The organism is Selenomonas sp. AB3002, assembly GCF_000702545.1.
Taxonomy (GTDB): domain Bacteria; phylum Bacillota; class Negativicutes; order Selenomonadales; family Selenomonadaceae; genus Selenomonas_B; species Selenomonas_B ruminantium_A.
This window is the reverse complement of the sequence record NZ_JNIO01000007.1, coordinates 165,848-182,098: the sequence shown is the minus strand read 5'-3', so window position 1 is coordinate 182,098 and position 16,251 is coordinate 165,848. Positions and strand designations below refer to the sequence as shown.

The following is a 16,251-nucleotide window of genomic DNA, read 5'->3' as shown; positions in this document are numbered from 1 at the left end:
GTAAACTGTAAGAAGTAATGTTGTGAAGATTATGAAGGACAGCTGCAAAAGCAGGATTTTCCACCGCCTAAAGAGAACTAATGAAAAAATATTCGATTTTTCAAGGGGGCATCCTCAAACTGTCCTCATTTAATAGGCAAAGGGGGCTTTGTCATGGAACTTGAAAGAACTCCCGAAGAGGAACAAGAGCATAAGGGCTTTCTCTATCCTTTGAATATCTGGGCGCTGTCTTTTGGCGGCATCATCGGCTGGGGTGCCTTCATCATGCCGGGGACTATGTTCCTGCCCAATGCGGGGCCTATCGGCACCATCACGGCCATGGTGCTGGGGGCGCTCATCATGCTGGTGATTGGCAAGAATTTCTGCGTCATGGCGGAACGGTTCCCGGACAACGGAGGTATCTTTGCCTTCACCCGCAAGGTGCTGGGCAATGACCACGGATTCCTGGCGGCCTGGTCTTTAGGCCTTGCCTACTTGTCCCTGATCTGGGCCAATGCCACGGCCTTTGTGCTAATTGCCCGTTATCTCTTTGGGGATTTGCTCCAGTGGGGCTTTCACTATCAGGTGCTGGGCTTTGATGTGTACTTTGGGGAGATTCTCATTACCTGGGTGATTCTCGTGGCTTACGGCATGCTGGCCTGCTACGGGGGCAAAGTCAAGCGCCACCTGCACACGGCGCTGGGCATCATCCTGCTCTTTTCCGTGGTGGGGCTTTTCCTGGGCATCATGGGCAATTCCCATCACTCTGTCTTTGCCCCGGCCTTCCAGCCGGATTCCTTCCCCCCCATGCAGGTCTTTTCCATGCTGATGCTGGCCCCCTGGATGTTCTTTGGCTTTGAAGCCGTGACCCATGCCAGCGAGGATTTCAATTTCTCTCCCCAAAAGCTCTATCCCATCGTGGTGGGGGCCGTCATCTCCGGCGCCCTGGTCTACTGCCTGCTGACGGCCATCGCCGTGCTGGATATGCCCGGGCAGTACGATGCCTGGACTGAATACATCGACGAGCTGCACACCCATACGGGCCTTGCCTCCCTGCCAGTGTTCCAAAGCGTCCACGGAGTGCTTGGCAGCGGCGGACTGGTGCTTTTGGGTGCCGCTGTCATCGCCGCCCTCTCCACCAGCCTGCTGGGCTTTTACCGGGCCACGGCCTACCTTTTCCATGCCATGGCCCTTGAGAATATGCTGCCGGAGAGATTCACCGAGACAGGCCCGGAAGGGCTGCCCCAGAAGGCCCTGCTTTTGGTCATAGCCCTGTCCCTGCCCGTGCCTTTCCTGGGACGCACGGCTATTGCCTGGCTGACGGACATCACCACCATCAGCGCCTCTCTGGCCTACGGCTATGTTTCCCTCTGCGCCTTTTTCCTGGCCAGAGAGGAGGGCAGCCTGCAGCGGCAGGGGCTTGGTCTCCTGGGGGCGGTAATGAGCCTGTTCTTCTTCATCTGCCCCATCCTGCCCAACCTGCTCCTGGGCAGCAGCCTGGAGCAGGAATCCTACCTGCTGCTGTCGGCCTGGAGTCTTGTTGGCTTCATCTACTACTGGTATGTTTTCAAGCACGATACAGAGCACAGGTTTGGCATTTCCACCTCCATGTGCCTCATCATCCTCTTCCTCAACTTCTTCTCCACCTCCCTGTGGCTCAAGCAGAGGACAGAGGCGGAGCTCATCATGGCCTGGGAAGGCATAGATGTCAGCTACAGCCTCCTCTCCCTCAACGCCCTGGTGCAGCTGGGGCTCATCGTCATCATCCTGGTGCTCATGAGCGATATCTTCACCACCCTGAAATCCCGGGAGCACGCCGCCGATGTGCAGATGCTCCGGGAAAGGTCCATCAGCAAGGCCAAGAACAGCCTGCTGGCCAATATTTCCCATGATGTGCGCATACCCATGCAGTCTTTGGAAAGCTATGTGCAGACGGCCCTGGAGCTGTCCGCCCTCTGCTATGTCTGCGAGCAGCCCTGCGAGCGCAAAGTGCCAAAATCTCTGGGGGATTCGCTGGAAAAAGTGGTAAGCCTCAACCAGTACCTCTCTTTCCTGATAAATGACATGATGCTCATGGAGCGCATGGAAAGAGGCCAGATCAAGATGAAGGAGCACGAGACTGACATCCGCCACACCTTCGAGGTGCTGTCCCATGTTTTCGGCCAGCAGATGCAGGAAAAGCGCCTGTACTTCAGCGTGGATACCAGCAAGGTCACAGACCCTCAGGTGATATGTGACGAGGAAAGGCTCTCCCGGGTGCTGCTGAACCTCATCAGCAATGCTTATGAATACACGGAGCCGGGAGGCGGCGTCATGGTGACCCTCCTCCAAAACGGCCCGGGCTACCATCTGCGCAAGACAGAACAGGGCCGTCTGGCTTTCAAGACCTACGCTGACTACGAAGTCCACATCCACGATACTGGCAAGGGCCTCTCTCCCCAGGAGCTTGAATGGATCAACGCCCCCTTCGAGGGCGAGAAAACCGCCCTGGAGCTTGAGGAGCAGGGCCGCGGCCTCCACATCGCCAAAAACATCATCCATCTCATGGGCGGTCAGCTCAAAGTGACTACAGAACAGGGCAGCGGCACAGAGTTCATCGTCTGCCTGACCCTGCCCCTGGCCCCTAAGTAGGACAAAGGAGTATGGCTATGGTTACATTCAAGAATCCCGGGATGCACGATGCAGTCAAGAACCGGCTGCTCTATCCCCTCAATGTCTGGGCCCTGTCCTTTGGCTGCGCCGTGGGCTGGGGTTCCTTCGTGATGCCGGGCACCCTTTTCCTGCCCAACGCCGGCCCCATAGGCAGTGCCCTGGCCATCTTCATCGGCGGCATTTCCATGGTGATCATCGGCTACAATTTCTGCCAACTGGCGGTGAGGTATCAGGGCAACGGGGGCATCTATGCCTATACCAAGAACGTCCTGGGCCATGACCATGCCTTCCTGGCGGCCTGGACCCTCCTCATCACCTATCTCTCCATCATCTGGGCCAACGCCACCGCCGTGGTGTTGCTCTGTCGCCTGCTTTTCGGCAGTCTCCTGCAGTGGGGCTTCCACTACACAGTGGCGGGCTTTGATGTGTACTTCGGAGAGATAGTCACCACCTGGATTGTCTTCATCACCTTCGGAGCATTCACCTGCTACGGGGGCAAGCTCAAGCGCCACCTTTACACCGCCTTCGCCCTGCTTCTGATTTCTATCATTATCCTTCTTTTCGTATCACTATGTATTGTTAACCACCATGTTGTAATTTTCCCCCCCTTCCAGCCGGACAATAATCCACTGCTGCAGGTCTTTTCCATGCTCATGGTGGCTCCCTGGATGTTCTTCGGCTATGAATGTGTCACCCATGCCATTGATGACTTCCACTTCCCCGTGCAGAAATTGTTCCCGCTGATAGTCATAGCGGTGGTGTGCGGCGTGCTGGCCTACACCCTGCTCATAGGCGTGGCCATCCTCAGCGTCCCCCCGGAGTACACCTCCTGGAAGGACTACATAGACAACGTGGGCCACATGCAGGGCATGAGCTCCCTGCCGGTCTTCCACAGCATCGGCAGCACCTACGGCATGGCTGGCATCTGGGTGCTGGGGGTGGCTGTGCTCTCCGGCATCGCCACCTGCATCCTGGGGCTATACCGCACCTGCGCCTATCTGCTGCAGTTCATGGCCAAAGACGGCCTGCTGCCCCTGCAGTTCACCAAGACCGACCTCAACGGCGTGCCCAGGAATGCCCTGTTCCTGACCATCGCCATGTCCCTGCCCATTCCCCTGCTGGGACGCACCGCCATTGTCTGGCTGGTGGACGTCATCACCATCAGCGGTTCCCTGGCCTACGGCTACGTGTCCCTCTGCAACTATCTGGAAGCCAGGAAGAATGGGGACAAGCGCGGCGTGCAGATGGGCATCGGGGGCATGGTCTTTTCCCTGTTCTTCTTCTTCTGTCCCATCCTGCCCAATCTCTTGCTGGGCAGCAGCCTGAATACGGAGTCCTATCTCCTGCTGGCAGTCTGGAGCACCCTGGGCTTCCTCTACTACTGGTACATCTTCAAGCGGGACACCCTCAACCACTTCGGACGCTCCGCCTCCCTCTCCATTCTCCTGATGTTTCTCAATTTCTTCTCCACGGGGCTCTGGCTCAGACAGTCCACGGGAGACCAGCTGGCACTGGCCGCCGAGGGCAGGCTTGCCGAAGCCCACAGCAAGCTCACCTTTGACCTCATAGTGCAGATGTTGCTCATTATGACCATCCTCTTCCTGCTGTCAAATATCTTCACCCGCATCAGGCAGCGCGAGCGGCTCATGGATATCAAGATGATGCAGGAACGTCAGGTGAGCCTGGTAAAAAGCAACTTCCTGGCCAACGTATCCCACGACATACGCCTGCCCATGAAAGCCCTTTCCGGCTATGTGCGGGCTGCCCGGCAGGCAGGAGCGGATTTCAGGCTCTCCGAAGGGGACTGCGATATGCAGGTCACCAGCCAGCTCTGCGACTGCCTTTCCCGCATCCAGTCCGTCTGCTACTACCTCAAGGCCTTTGTAAATGACCTGCAAAAGGTGGACTACATAGACAAGAACTCCTTTGACCTCAGGCTGAAGCCCACAGACCTGCGCCAGCTGATGCAGCGGATTGTGGATTCCTTCGCCCAGCAGATGAAAGAAAAGGATATCTCCTTCGCCCTGGAAATCAGCCAGGTGGAACACCCCCTGGTGCTCTGCGATGGTGACCGTCTCTCCAGAATCCTGCTGAACCTCCTCAGCAACTCCTACAAATTCACCCCGTCCGGGGGCCGCATCGTAGTCATGCTGATGGAAAAGGAAAGCACCCTTTCTCCCGCCGAGCGTGAAAAGGCCCACATCCCCGAAAATGAGAACGAATATGAGCTGCGGGTGCAGGACACCGGCATCGGCATGTCCGAAAGCTATGCCAAGGAAATGTTCATCGAAAAGGAAAACAGAAGCATCTTCGCCGAAGAAGAAAAGCGCACCCAGGGCATGATGATCACCAAATACCTCATAGACCTCATGGGAGGCACCATCAAAGTCATCACCGCCCCGGAGGAAGGAACGGAGTTCATCATCAACCTGAAGCTGACCACCACCCCGAAAGAAGCAGCCGTGGTGGAGGCATAATCCCAGGCACGAAAAAAGCACCCGGCTGGGTGCTTTTTTCTATGGGATATCTTACTGCAAAAGGGACAGCACACTGCTGCTGGACTGGTTGGCCTGGGCCAGCATGCTTTGAGCAGCCTGCATGAGCACGTTGTTCTTCGTGTACCCCGTCATTTCCTTGGCCATGTCCGCGTCACGGATAGTGGACTCGGAGCTCTGGACGTTCTCGCTGGAGACCGTCAGGTTGTTGATGGTATGCTCCAGGCGCATCTGGATGGAACCGATAGTGGTCTGCATATCGAGGGCCTTGGCCAAAGCATAGTCGAAAGTAGCCAGGGAAGCCACAGCCTTTTCCCGGGTAGCAACGCTGACCCGCTCTTGCTTGGCATTCTCCAGCTTCAGGGACTTGGCCCGCATGTCTGCAAAGCCCACCCGGATAGTCTGGTTGGCCTTGGTACCCACCTGGAAGTTGAAGGCCTTGTCCGTGAGCCTGTAATTGAAGGTATAGGTGTCACCGCCAGAACCAGAAGTGGAACCGCTGCCCATAGTGCTCTGATGAGCCATATAGCGCAGGAGCACAAAGCCCAGAGCATAAGCAGACTCGCCTCCTGCCGTGCCAATAGAAACATTGCCGGCAGTGGAATCCCCTGTCTCAAGGGCACTCCGTATCGCAGCTGCATTGCTGGTATCAGCCATCTGCTTGATACTGGCAGCCCGCTGGTCGTCAATGCCGTGTACCAGTTCTGCAGCACCCTCCTTTATATAGGCGGGCAGATTGCTGAAATTATTGATGTTAGCTCCCATGACAGCATGAGTAAGCTCATGCGCCAATGTGCGATCCAACTCAGTCTGATGAGTAACAGTATCTGAACCACTGTTATCAGTCGATGACAAATTGCTGTAGTAATACATATTGAAAGTCAAATCTAACGAACGAGTGACCCCCCCGACGCTACCATTAGTTACCCACGCCAGAGCATCCTTTTTAGGACCACTGCCATCATTTATGAAATTAAGATTTATTGTCTTTACGGTGGCACCGCTGTCTTCAAAGCTCATATCAAATGAATCCGCAATCAAATTCAAGCAGCTTGTCATCCACTCACTGTTAAGAGCCGAAATAACCTTTTCCTGATCAGCCACTGTAGTGCCTATGGTGCCATATGTGCCAGTAGTAGCCGTCAACGCTTGCAGACTGCTGGTATTCCAGTTGATAGTCAACCCTTTGAAAGTACTGCTGCCGCTGGTAGGCATAGTCCAACTGCTAGCTGGTATAGTCTCCGGTACCACGGATGCTGCCGTCTTAACCGTGTCCCCGCCAGCATCCTTGCCTGTGATGGCGCCTGTGTCTTCATTATCCAGATCAATGCCGCAGTATTCCTTCAGGAAGGCCTTCTGCTGATCAGCGCTGGTACCTGAGTTTGAACTCATGTCGCTAATGTAGCTGTCAATAAGAGCTTGGGCATTGGCAAATACCCCACCGCTGGCAGCAGCTACGGCTTCATCCAGCGCAGCCATGCCACTGCTGCTGGTCATATTCAGAGCTCCCATGAAACCCTTCACCGATTCCAAAGCCGACCCAACCCCGCCTATGGTGGACATGCCATCCAGCATATACTTGCCGTTGTAGGTCACAAGGGCATTGTCGTTGATCTGGTCGATGGACTGCTCCACTTCCTTCTGGATGGTCTGGCGATCCAGATCCGTGTTGGTATCGTTGGCAGCATTGATGGCCTTTTCCTTCAAGGTCTTCAAAATCTCTACCGTAGAGGATACCGCCCCCTCAGCCACCCTCAGCAGGCTGTTGGCATTCTGGGCGTTCTGCACATCCTGCTCAAGGCTCCGCACCTGCACCCTCATGCGCTCTGAGATGGCATACCCGGAGGCGTCGTCTGCCGCCCCGTTGATTTTCATGCCTGAGGATACCTTCGCCAGGCTTTTGGCCAGGGCGTCTGAGTTCTTGTCAAGGACGTTCAGGGTATTCACCGCCGACATATTGTTCTTGACTACCATTGCCATTGTATTCACCGTCCTTAGTGTGTCAAACTATCCTACTCTTTTTATCGAAATAAGCTGTGCTTTCCTTAATACCCGATATAAAAAATACACAGAAAGACACGCTAATATTATGTAAAATTAAATTATTAAACATTTACGCGAAATTATGCTATAATAATGCGTAGTTTTTATATTTTTTGCTTCAAGGGGGATTATTACGACATGAAGGAAAAGAAAGTATATGTTTTTTTCAACTGCGATGAGGAAAAAAGCCAGACCAGCATGAACGTCTTCTACAACAGCACTTTCTACGGCGAGACCAAGAAGGCCCGCAAGGAACTTGCTGCCAAAGTTGAGGAGGAGCTGAAGGAAGGCCGTATCCAGATTGCTGAGGAGAACCTGGCCAAGGTCAACGCCGCCATCATGGAGGGTGACCCCAGCAGCATCAAGGACCTCATCACCTACGGCACCATCGAAGCATTCACGCTGGTGTAAGCAATCATCCATACATAGAGAAGGACGCCCGGCGGCGTCCTTCTTTTTTTCAGCTAACTTTAACGGAAATCTAATCTCCCTCAAAAGACCTTCTAATAAATCGTTGCTATAATAAACCATGTAATCAAGCAAAGGAGATGAAGAAGATGTTCAACGCACAGAAACTCAAGATTACAGCCTGTGCCCTGACTGGTCTGATGACCTTCAGCGTGGCCGGCCTTTCAGCCGGATCTGCCGAGGCAGCATCCCACACCATCAAGGCTCCCCATTACCAGGAACTTTCCCACAAGCATGACAACCACAGACATGACCGGGAGCGCGATGAGCACAAAAACAGGAACACTCACTCCCAGGGTGATGTGAACACTGCCGCCATCGTCGGCGTGGCCGTGGGCGCCATAGCAGGGGCTGTGATTGCGAACAACACCTGATTCAATCCCCTTTATGGATTGCACATAGATTCCCTAAGATCCCTAATTCTCTATTCTCTAATTCTCTCTAAAAGCCGGAGGACTCCCAATCCTCCGGCTTTTCTCTATCTTGCCATGAAGGTCCTCATCTTCTTCAGGGCGCTCTGCTTGATGCGGGAAATACGGCTGGGAGAGAGCTGCAGCTTCCTGGCGGCAGCATAGGCGGGACATTCCCGGAAGTAGATTTCCCGCACCACCTCCCGCTCCCGCTGGTTGAGATTCCGCAGGGCTTCTTCCACTTCCTGCCTCAGCTCTGCCTGCTCGTAGCTGTCTATATGTTCCCCCAGGCCGCTCATCTCCGCACTGCCGGAGGGTGTATTGCCCCGAGAGGCCAGGAAGACCGCGTCCCAGGGAGTGGTTTCAGGAGCCTCCTCACCTTCCTGCTCCCCCATGGAGTCAGGACGGATTTCCCGCTCCCGGCGGCGCTTCTCCGCCTTGAGGAAAGTGTTCAGCCCGCCGTAAACCTTGGCTTTGACGAAAGCGGCAAAGGGCACCCCGCGGGTATCATCAAAGGTATTCACGGCGTCCATGAAGTAAAGCTGGGAGATTTCCTGGGCTTCTTCCCCCAGCTCCCGATAGTGCCAGTCATGGGCAGCAGCCATGAGCAGCGGATGGTACTTGATGAGGAGCTTGCTGAGGGCCAGCTGGTCCTTGGCGGAGGCAGCTCGCCTGATAAGTTCATTTTCTTCCTGCATTTCCTTGTTCATTCTCTGACCTCCTTAGTGCTTCGTAATTTTAGTACATTCGTTCTGTAATTAGTATATCACTTTCAGCGCAGATGTCCATAGAAAAAACCGGGCAAAATGCCCGGTTCATCACTTCTTCAAATATATAGCCAGCACTGAGATATCTGCAGGGCTGACGCCACTGATCCTGGAGGCCTGTCCCAGGGACAGGGGACGTATCTTGGCCAGTTTCTCCCTGGCCTCGGAGCGGAGGCTTTCGAGATTTTCATAGACGATATCTTCGGGTATCAGCTGGTTCTCCAGCTTCTCCATGTGGTCTACCTGCTCCTGCTGCTTCCTGATGTAGCCTTCGTAGCGGATGGAGATTTCCACCTGCTGGTACTCCTCTTTTCTGAGTTCCGGCAGCTCTGGCAGCAGGCTGCGCATGTCCTCATAGCTGACCTCAGGCCGCCGCATGTATTCGTGGGCCGTTAGAGTAGCGTTGATTTCCGGCAGGCTGAGTTCGCTGAGCTTGGTGTTGGTCTCCACGCTGGGAGTGAGGATGGCTTTATCCAGGATAGCCATGGCTTCCTCGATATGCTTGTACTTATTCTCATACCGCTGCCAACGCTCATCAGTCACCAGGCCGATGGCCCGCCCCTTGGGAGTGAGCCTGTGGTCGGCGTTGTCCTGGCGGAGCAGGAGGCGGTACTCTGCCCGGCTGGTCATCATGCGGTATGGCTCGGTGGTCCCCTTCGTCACCAAATCGTCAATCAGCACGCCAATATAGGCCTCCGAACGCTTCAGCACCAGGGGCTTTTCTCCCTTTACCTGCAAGGCGGCATTGATGCCTGCCATCAGGCCCTGGGCAGCGGCCTCCTCGTAGCCGGAGGTTCCGTTGGACTGACCGGCGGAGAAAAGTGCCTTCACGGGCTTGGTCTCAAGGGTGGGCTTCAGCTGCAGGGGATCAAGGCAGTCATACTCAATGGCGTAGCCTGCCCGCATGACCTTAGCATGCTCCAGGCCTGGAATGGTTTTGAGGAAGGCCAGCTGCACATCCATGGGCATGGAAGTGCTCATGCCCTGCACGTAGTATTCCTGGGTGTGGCGTCCCTCCGGCTCCAAAAAGAGCTGATGCCTGTCCTTGTCCGGGAAGCGCAGGAGCTTCGTCTCGATGGCAGGGCAGTAGCGGGGGCCCACCCCTTCGATAATGCCGTTGGCCATAGGAGCCCGGTGCATATTGTCACGCAGGATTTTGTGTGTTTCTTCATTAGTATAGGTGAGATAGCAGGGCAGCTGGTCCCGGGTCTCAATGTCGGACATGAAAGAGAAGTTCCGCGCCTCCTCGTCCCCGGGCTGCAGCTGCATCTTCTCAAAATCCAAAGTGCGCCCGTCCACCCGGGCAGGGGTGCCGGTCTTGAAGCGCATGAGGGAAAGGCCTGCTTCTTCCAAAGAGGCAGACAGCTCCATGGCAGCCCGCTGGCCGGAGGGGCCGCCATCGTAAGTATGCTCTCCCACGATGATGCGGCCTTTCAGATAGGTGCCGGAGGCCAGCACGATGGCTTTGGCCTCGTAGACCTCTCCCGTTTCCGAGCGCACCGCCACGGCACGGCGACGCTTACTACCGTCTGCTTTCGTTTCCTCCTCCGTCAGCAGCTCCGTGATGAGCAGCTGTTTGACTTCCAGATTTTCCGTATTCTCACAGGTTTCCTTCATGTGGAACTGGTAATACTTCTTGTCCGCCTGGGCGCGCAGGGCATGGACGGCAGGGCCCTTGCCCGTGTTCAGCATGCGTATCTGAATGGCAGTAATATCGGCATTGAGGCCCATCTCGCCCCCCAGGGCATCCAACTCCCGTACCAGATGTCCCTTGGCAGGGCCGCCTATTGAGGGGTTGCAGGGCATCAGGGCGATATTGTCCATGGACAGGGTGGCCATGAGGGTATGACAGCCCAGACGGGCAGCGGCCAGAGCCGCCTCCACTCCTGCATGTCCCGCTCCGATGACAATCACATCATATTTTCCGGCTACAAACATAAGGTACTCCTTTGTTGCTCTATGGTTGACTTTTTTGAAAAATTTGCTATACTTGTAGACATAAAGGGTGCCACCCGACAACGGTTGGCCCTCGCTTAGTTGGTTATATCATGAAAAATAACCGCCAGTTTCGAGCCTGGGCGGTTATTTTTTTGCTTCAATGCGAATCAGCCAGAGTAATATTAAAACTATGATAAGCTGCTCCATCTCCGCTCACCCCGCTTCCCAGCTGACCAATCGACCACGCACTTTGTGCCGGCCAGATTCAGTATTTCGCCTTTCCGCAAGGACGCCGCCTGTCATCGGATAACACCTAAAAGAGATTATAACGCAAGCGCCTTCCCATAGCAAATGATATTTGCGGGTGGCGCTTTTCTTGTGGAAAATGCCCTCCTGCCCTTTTCCCAAAAGTCCATCCGTGATATATTATTAAGCGTAAATATGTAAACTATGTACCTTGGAAAGGGGAATACATCTATGAGCATACGTATCGGTATCCTGGGCTATGGCAACCTGGGCCGCGGCGTGGAGTGCGCGGTGGAGGCAAACATCGATTTGGAACTGGTGGCTGTCTTTACCCGTCGTGACCCTGAGAGCGTGAAAATCGCCACCGCCGGCGTGCCTGTAGTGAACGTGAAGGACGCCCAGGACTGGCAGGACAAGATTGACGTCCTCATCATCTGCGGCGGCAGCGCCACGGACCTGCCCAAGCAGACCCCGGAGTTCATCAAATACTTCAACGTCATCGACAGCTTCGACACCCATGCCCGCATTCCCGAGCATTTTGAGAACGTGGACAAGGCAGGCAAGGAGAGCGGCCATCTGGGCATCATCTCCGTGGGCTGGGATCCGGGCCTCTTCTCCCTGGCACGTGTCTACGGCAACGCCATCCTGCCTCAGGGCAAGGATTACACCTTCTGGGGACGCGGCGTTTCCCAGGGACACAGCGATGCCATCCGCCGGGTAGAGGGCGTAGCCGATGCCCGCCAGTACACCGTGCCTGTGGAGAGCGCCCTGGAGGCTGTCCGCAGCGGCAAGAACCCCGAGCTCACCACCCGTGAGAAGCACACCCGCGAGTGCTATGTGGTAGTGAAGCCCGAGTTCGATAACGACACGGAGAAGGCAAGGATTGAGAAAGAAATCAAGACCATGCCCAACTACTTCGACGAGTACGACACCACCGTGCACTTCATCAGCCAGGAGGAACTGAGCGCCAACCACAAGGGCCTCCCCCACGGCGGCTTCGTCATCCGCACTGGTGCCACGGGCCATGAGAAGGAGAACAACCACATCATGGAACTGCGCCTGCAGCTGGACTCCAACCCCGAGTTCACCACCTCAGTCCTCATAGCCTACGCCCGCGCCTGCTACCGCCTGGCTCAAAAAGGCGAAACCGGCTGCCGCACAGTGCTTGACATCGCCCCTGCCCTCCTCTGCCAGCAGAGTGGCGAGGAACTGAGAGCGCACCTGCTGTAAATAAAATAAACGCAATTGCCTATGGAAAAATTTAGGCAATTGCGTTATAATGAACATAGAGAAGGTGCCGCCCAGCGGTCGCCCTCACAGGTAATTAATTCTTCATTAATAAACCGCTCGGTCGGCAAACTGGGAGCGGTTTATTTTTTTATCTCTACGATGATGAGCAGGATGAGAATCAAGACTAGGATAAGCTCATTCATAGGCGAGCACCTCGGTTCCGAGGGCAAATATTGACCGCTAAACAGCACCTTCCTTAGTATAGCATAAAGCATATTCCTGTCAACAATTACAAAGAGGAGGTCTTTTATGTTCACTCTGAAAGACAATGTATTCAAGGGCAAGCGCCCTCAGCTTCACGAAGAATGTTTCGTCGCACCCCAGGTCTTCCTCTCCGGTGATGTCCGTGTAGGCAAATACTCCTCCCTCTGGCCCGGGGTGGTGGCCCGGGGAGATGTCTGTTATATAGAAATCGGTGAGTGCAGCAATGTGCAGGACCTCACCTGCCTGCACGTGGCTGATGACAAGCCCTGCATCATCGGGGATTATGTGACGGTGGGCCACGGGGCCAACATTCACGGCTGCGTCATCGAGGACCATGTGCTCATCGGCATGAGCGCCACGGTGCTTACGGGAGCACATATCGGCCGCGGCTCAATTATCGCTGCAGGGGCGGTAGTCAAGGAAAACGACATCATCCCCCCCAACTCCCTGGTGGTGGGCGTGCCGGGCAAGGTAGTCCGCACCCAGGACAGGATCGAAACCATCCACGCCCAGGCCATCAAGTACAAGTGCGAATGGGCCATAGAGTACGGTGTCTACCCGGAAATCGGGGGGGAAAAGTACCACGGGGAAAAGATTATCTGAAAATCACCTGAAAAAATCATTTAGGGTTTTCGACATGTTTTCCACAAATCCTTCCACTTTTCCACAATTTTATCCACATACTCCACAGCTTATACACAGGTTATACACACTATGCACAGGGTTATCCACAGTTTTGTGGATAACCCTGTGTTTTTTTTCAAGATTTTATCCACAGGCAGGATTATCCACCCCGAGGCTAGAAGAATAAGGCAAATAATTCGGTTTTTACTGGCAATTTTTCGCTTGCAAATAAATCCTTGCAGGGAGGGATTCAGATGGGAAGAAACTTGCGGGCTGTCTTTGCCCTGCTGCTGGCCTTTTTTCTCTGCCTTATCCCCAAGGCTGAGGCCACAGAGAACCTGAGGGTAGGCTATGTGCCGGGGACGGGCTTCCTGGAGGAGGACAGCCCCGGCCACCTGATTGGCTCAGGCTTCGAGTACATGGAGTTCCTAGCTGGCTTCGGCAACTGGAATATGGTCTACATTCCTTGTGTGAACTGGTGGGAAGCGGTGGACAAGCTGTCGAAAAACGAAATAGATATTCTCCCGGGCATGCCCGGTGATTACTCCACCGTGCCCTTTGCCAAAAGAACAGACCATGTGGTGGCCCGCTTCCCCATGGAACTTGTGCTCCATGAGAACCTGGCCTCCCGCCATCTGAGAATCGGCGTATTGGACTACGGCTATCCCATCCCCAACCTGCCCGCCGTGGCTCTGGAGAATGCCTTCACTTATGAGCTGGTGACCTTCCATGATTATGCAGACCTGAAGATACATTACACCGCCCGCCAGCTGGACGGTTATGTGGCGCCCATGCTGAGGACCCCCGATGAGGGCCGGGTAGTAGCCCTCTTTGACAGAGTGAGCTACCGCCTGCTGATCCGCACAGACCGTCCTGATCTCTACAACAAAGTGAACGATGCCATGGATCAGCTGCTGATGAACCAGCCCAATATCCGCAACCGGCTCCGTGACAAGTACGACCGCAGCCAGGGCCTGCCCCTGGTGCTGGAGCCAGACGAAAGGGCCTTCCTGCAGCAGAAAAAGCATTTCCGGGCAGCAGTCTATATGCCCCACAAGCCCTTCCTCTACAAGGACGAGGAAAGCGGGGAATGGCAGGGCGTCACAGCCGTCCTGCTGGAGCAGCTGGAAAAAGACCTGGATATCGAGATTGAGATCGTGGAAGGGGACTCCCTGGAAAACCTCAAGCGGCTCGTTGCCAGAGGTACTGTGGATTTCGTAGCCGACGTGCCCTGCGATTTTTCCTGGCTGAAGGAGCTGGGTCTTTCACCCACCCAGTCTTTCCGCACCATTGACTACACCCCCATCATCCGCAAGGGCTTCCCCCTGCCCCAGAATCCCAAGGTGGCAGTCATTGAGGAGATTTTCCCCACCCAGATTTCCGTCAAGGAAAACTACAGTCCCAACCAGATCATCTACTGCCACTCCATGGAAGAATGTTTCCGGGCTGTCAGCAACGGCCGGGCCGATGTGACTTATGCCCCCCGGTCGGTAGTCCCCTATCTTATGGAGGGTTCTTTCACCTACAATCTGGAAGCTCTCACCGAAAGCTTCTATCGTGAAAATATCAGCCTGGGTGTCAGCACTCAGGCTGACCCCCGGCTCTGGCGCATCCTGGACAAGGAAATCACCCACCTGCCCCCCAATTTCACCCAGAATGTGGTCCTGCAGGAGGGCACGGAGATAGCCTACAGCTTCTCTCCCCGCTGGATGATTTACCACTATCCCCTGCTGACCACCGTGGGCCTCTTCGTCATCATGGGCCTCATCATCGGCGTCATGTACTACCGCTACTACATGAGGCGGCGCCATATGATGGCTATCCAGCAGATGGCCTATATGGACAACCGCTACCAGCTGCCCAATATGCTCTGGCTGGAGCAGGAAATCAAGGGCATCTGGGAGGAAGCCACCAGACAGGAGCCGGACAGCCACATTTATGTGGCCGTCTTTGACCTGAGCAGCCGTGACTCCATGCTGGAGCTCTACAGCCGCCATTCCCTGGACAAACGCCTGCGTGAAACCGCCATGCACCTGCAGGAGGAGGACTGGGTGCTGCAGACAGCAGCCGGCATCAACACCCTGCAGCTGGTGGCTGTCTGCCAGGCCGCTACCATGGAAGAAATGGTCAGCAACGCCGCTGAGGCCGTGAACCACTACGGCTACATAGAGCACGATTCTGCCCGGATTTCACTGCACATCAAGGTGGGTCTCTGCGAGATGAAGTCCGATACCATGCTGCTCATGTCCGAGGAAAAGGCCGACATGGCCTGCCGGAAAATCATGGGCACCATGGACATCGTGAAACTCTACGACGAGAAGATGGACAAGTACCTCCATCTGGAACAGCACATCGAAAGCAGCATGGGCCAGGCCCTTGCCGACGGAGAGTTCGCCGTCTGGTATCAGGCCCAGTATGACATCATGACCCGCCGCATTGTGGGCGCCGAAAGCCTTATCCGCTGGCAGAGCAAGGAAATGGGGTTCCTGTCCCCGGAGAAATTCATGCCCTCCCTGGAGATGAACGGCTTCATCATCCCCCTGGACCACTTCGTCCTGAAGCAGGTGATGATGGTGCAGAAACACAGGCTCACCAACGGACAGGAGCTCCTGCCCATCAGCGTGAACCAGTCACGGCTCCACATCACTGAAGATGGCTATCTCAGGCGCATGAAAGACCTGATTGAAAAGTACCAGCTGCCCCCGGGCACCATCCAGCTGGAAATACCCGAGAGCATGTTTGCCAATTTCAACCAGAAATCCTACCGGGACCACGCCGTGTTCCTCATGGATTCTTTGCACAAAGCCGGTTACGGGATAATCCTGGACAACTTCGGAGGAGGCGCAGCCTCCCTCACTCTCCTTGACTATCTTCCCCTGGACGGCATCAAGATTTCCGCCTCCATCCTCTACGCAGCCCAGAACTCTGACGGCATGAAGGAGGTACTGTCCAGCATGATAGTCCTGGGACAAAAGCTGGGCCTCAATGTGATGGTGGGCGGCATAGAAACGGTGGAGCAGGAGCAGATGCTTCTCTCCATGGGCTGCCATACGGGCCAGGGTTTCCTGAATTCCCGTCCGGTACCCAAAGCCAAGTTCATCGAGCTTTTGAAGGAGCGCAACGGCGAATAAGATT

General features: G+C 55.1%; 10 protein-coding genes and 1 pseudogene. 7 read left to right on the top strand and 4 right to left on the bottom strand.

Annotated features, from left to right (window positions below; genetic code table 11):
- Positions 1–153: 153 nt before the first annotated feature.
- Together P159_RS0106600 and P159_RS0106595 are read left to right on the top strand one after the other, a co-directional pair.
- Positions 154–2,610 carry an amino acid permease gene (locus tag P159_RS0106600; RefSeq protein WP_029542601.1) on the top strand — a complete coding sequence of 819 codons (2,457 nt, stop codon included), beginning with the start codon at positions 154–156 and terminating at the stop codon, positions 2,608–2,610.
- Between the two features lie 17 nt (positions 2,611–2,627).
- Positions 2,628–5,108, top strand: coding sequence for an amino acid permease (locus P159_RS0106595; protein WP_029542598.1), 2,481 nt, complete (start codon positions 2,628–2,630; stop codon positions 5,106–5,108).
- A 51-nt stretch (positions 5,109–5,159) separates the two neighbouring features.
- On the opposite strand, the gene P159_RS21205 is transcribed toward P159_RS0106595, so the two are convergent.
- Both P159_RS21205 and P159_RS19285 read right to left on the bottom strand, forming a co-directional pair.
- Positions 5,160–5,504, bottom strand: a complete 345-nt coding sequence (locus tag P159_RS21205; RefSeq protein WP_318253533.1) for a flagellin — start codon at positions 5,502–5,504, stop codon at positions 5,160–5,162.
- A gap of 1,170 nt (positions 5,505–6,674) precedes the next feature.
- Positions 6,675–7,106, bottom strand: a pseudogene (locus tag P159_RS19285) (flagellin); the annotation flags it as partial.
- Between the two features lie 201 nt (positions 7,107–7,307).
- Here P159_RS19285 and P159_RS0106580 point away from each other — a divergent pair.
- Together P159_RS0106580 and P159_RS0106575 are read left to right on the top strand one after the other, a co-directional pair.
- A complete protein-coding gene (locus P159_RS0106580) occupies positions 7,308–7,580 on the top strand; it encodes a hypothetical protein (protein ID WP_029542595.1) in 273 nt (90 codons plus the stop codon).
- 146 nt (positions 7,581–7,726) lie between these two features.
- Entirely contained in the window at positions 7,727–8,011 is a 285-nt protein-coding gene (locus tag P159_RS0106575; RefSeq protein WP_029542593.1) for a hypothetical protein, read from the top strand.
- A 104-nt stretch (positions 8,012–8,115) separates the two neighbouring features.
- Here the strand turns inward: P159_RS0106575 and P159_RS0106570 are convergent, their stop codons facing one another.
- Both P159_RS0106570 and mnmG read right to left on the bottom strand, forming a co-directional pair.
- Complete coding sequence (locus P159_RS0106570; RefSeq protein ID WP_029542591.1) at positions 8,116–8,757, bottom strand: sigma-70 family RNA polymerase sigma factor; 642 nt, start codon at positions 8,755–8,757, stop codon at positions 8,116–8,118.
- A gap of 108 nt (positions 8,758–8,865) precedes the next feature.
- Positions 8,866–10,752, bottom strand: a complete 1,887-nt coding sequence (mnmG, locus tag P159_RS0106565) for a tRNA uridine-5-carboxymethylaminomethyl(34) synthesis enzyme MnmG (protein ID WP_029542589.1) — start codon at positions 10,750–10,752, stop codon at positions 8,866–8,868.
- A 477-nt stretch (positions 10,753–11,229) separates the two neighbouring features.
- On the opposite strand from mnmG, the gene P159_RS0106560 reads away from it, so the two are divergent.
- From P159_RS0106560 to P159_RS0106550, 3 genes are all read left to right on the top strand, one after another.
- Entirely contained in the window at positions 11,230–12,228 is a 999-nt protein-coding gene (locus P159_RS0106560; RefSeq protein WP_029542586.1) for a diaminopimelate dehydrogenase, read from the top strand.
- 309 nt (positions 12,229–12,537) lie between these two features.
- A complete protein-coding gene (locus P159_RS0106555; RefSeq protein WP_029542584.1) occupies positions 12,538–13,095 on the top strand; it encodes a gamma carbonic anhydrase family protein in 558 nt (185 codons plus the stop codon).
- Between the two features lie 275 nt (positions 13,096–13,370).
- Positions 13,371–16,247: an EAL domain-containing protein gene (locus tag P159_RS0106550; RefSeq protein WP_029542582.1), complete on the top strand. Its 2,877-nt coding sequence runs from the start codon at positions 13,371–13,373 to the stop codon at positions 16,245–16,247.
- Positions 16,248–16,251 lie beyond the last annotated feature (4 nt).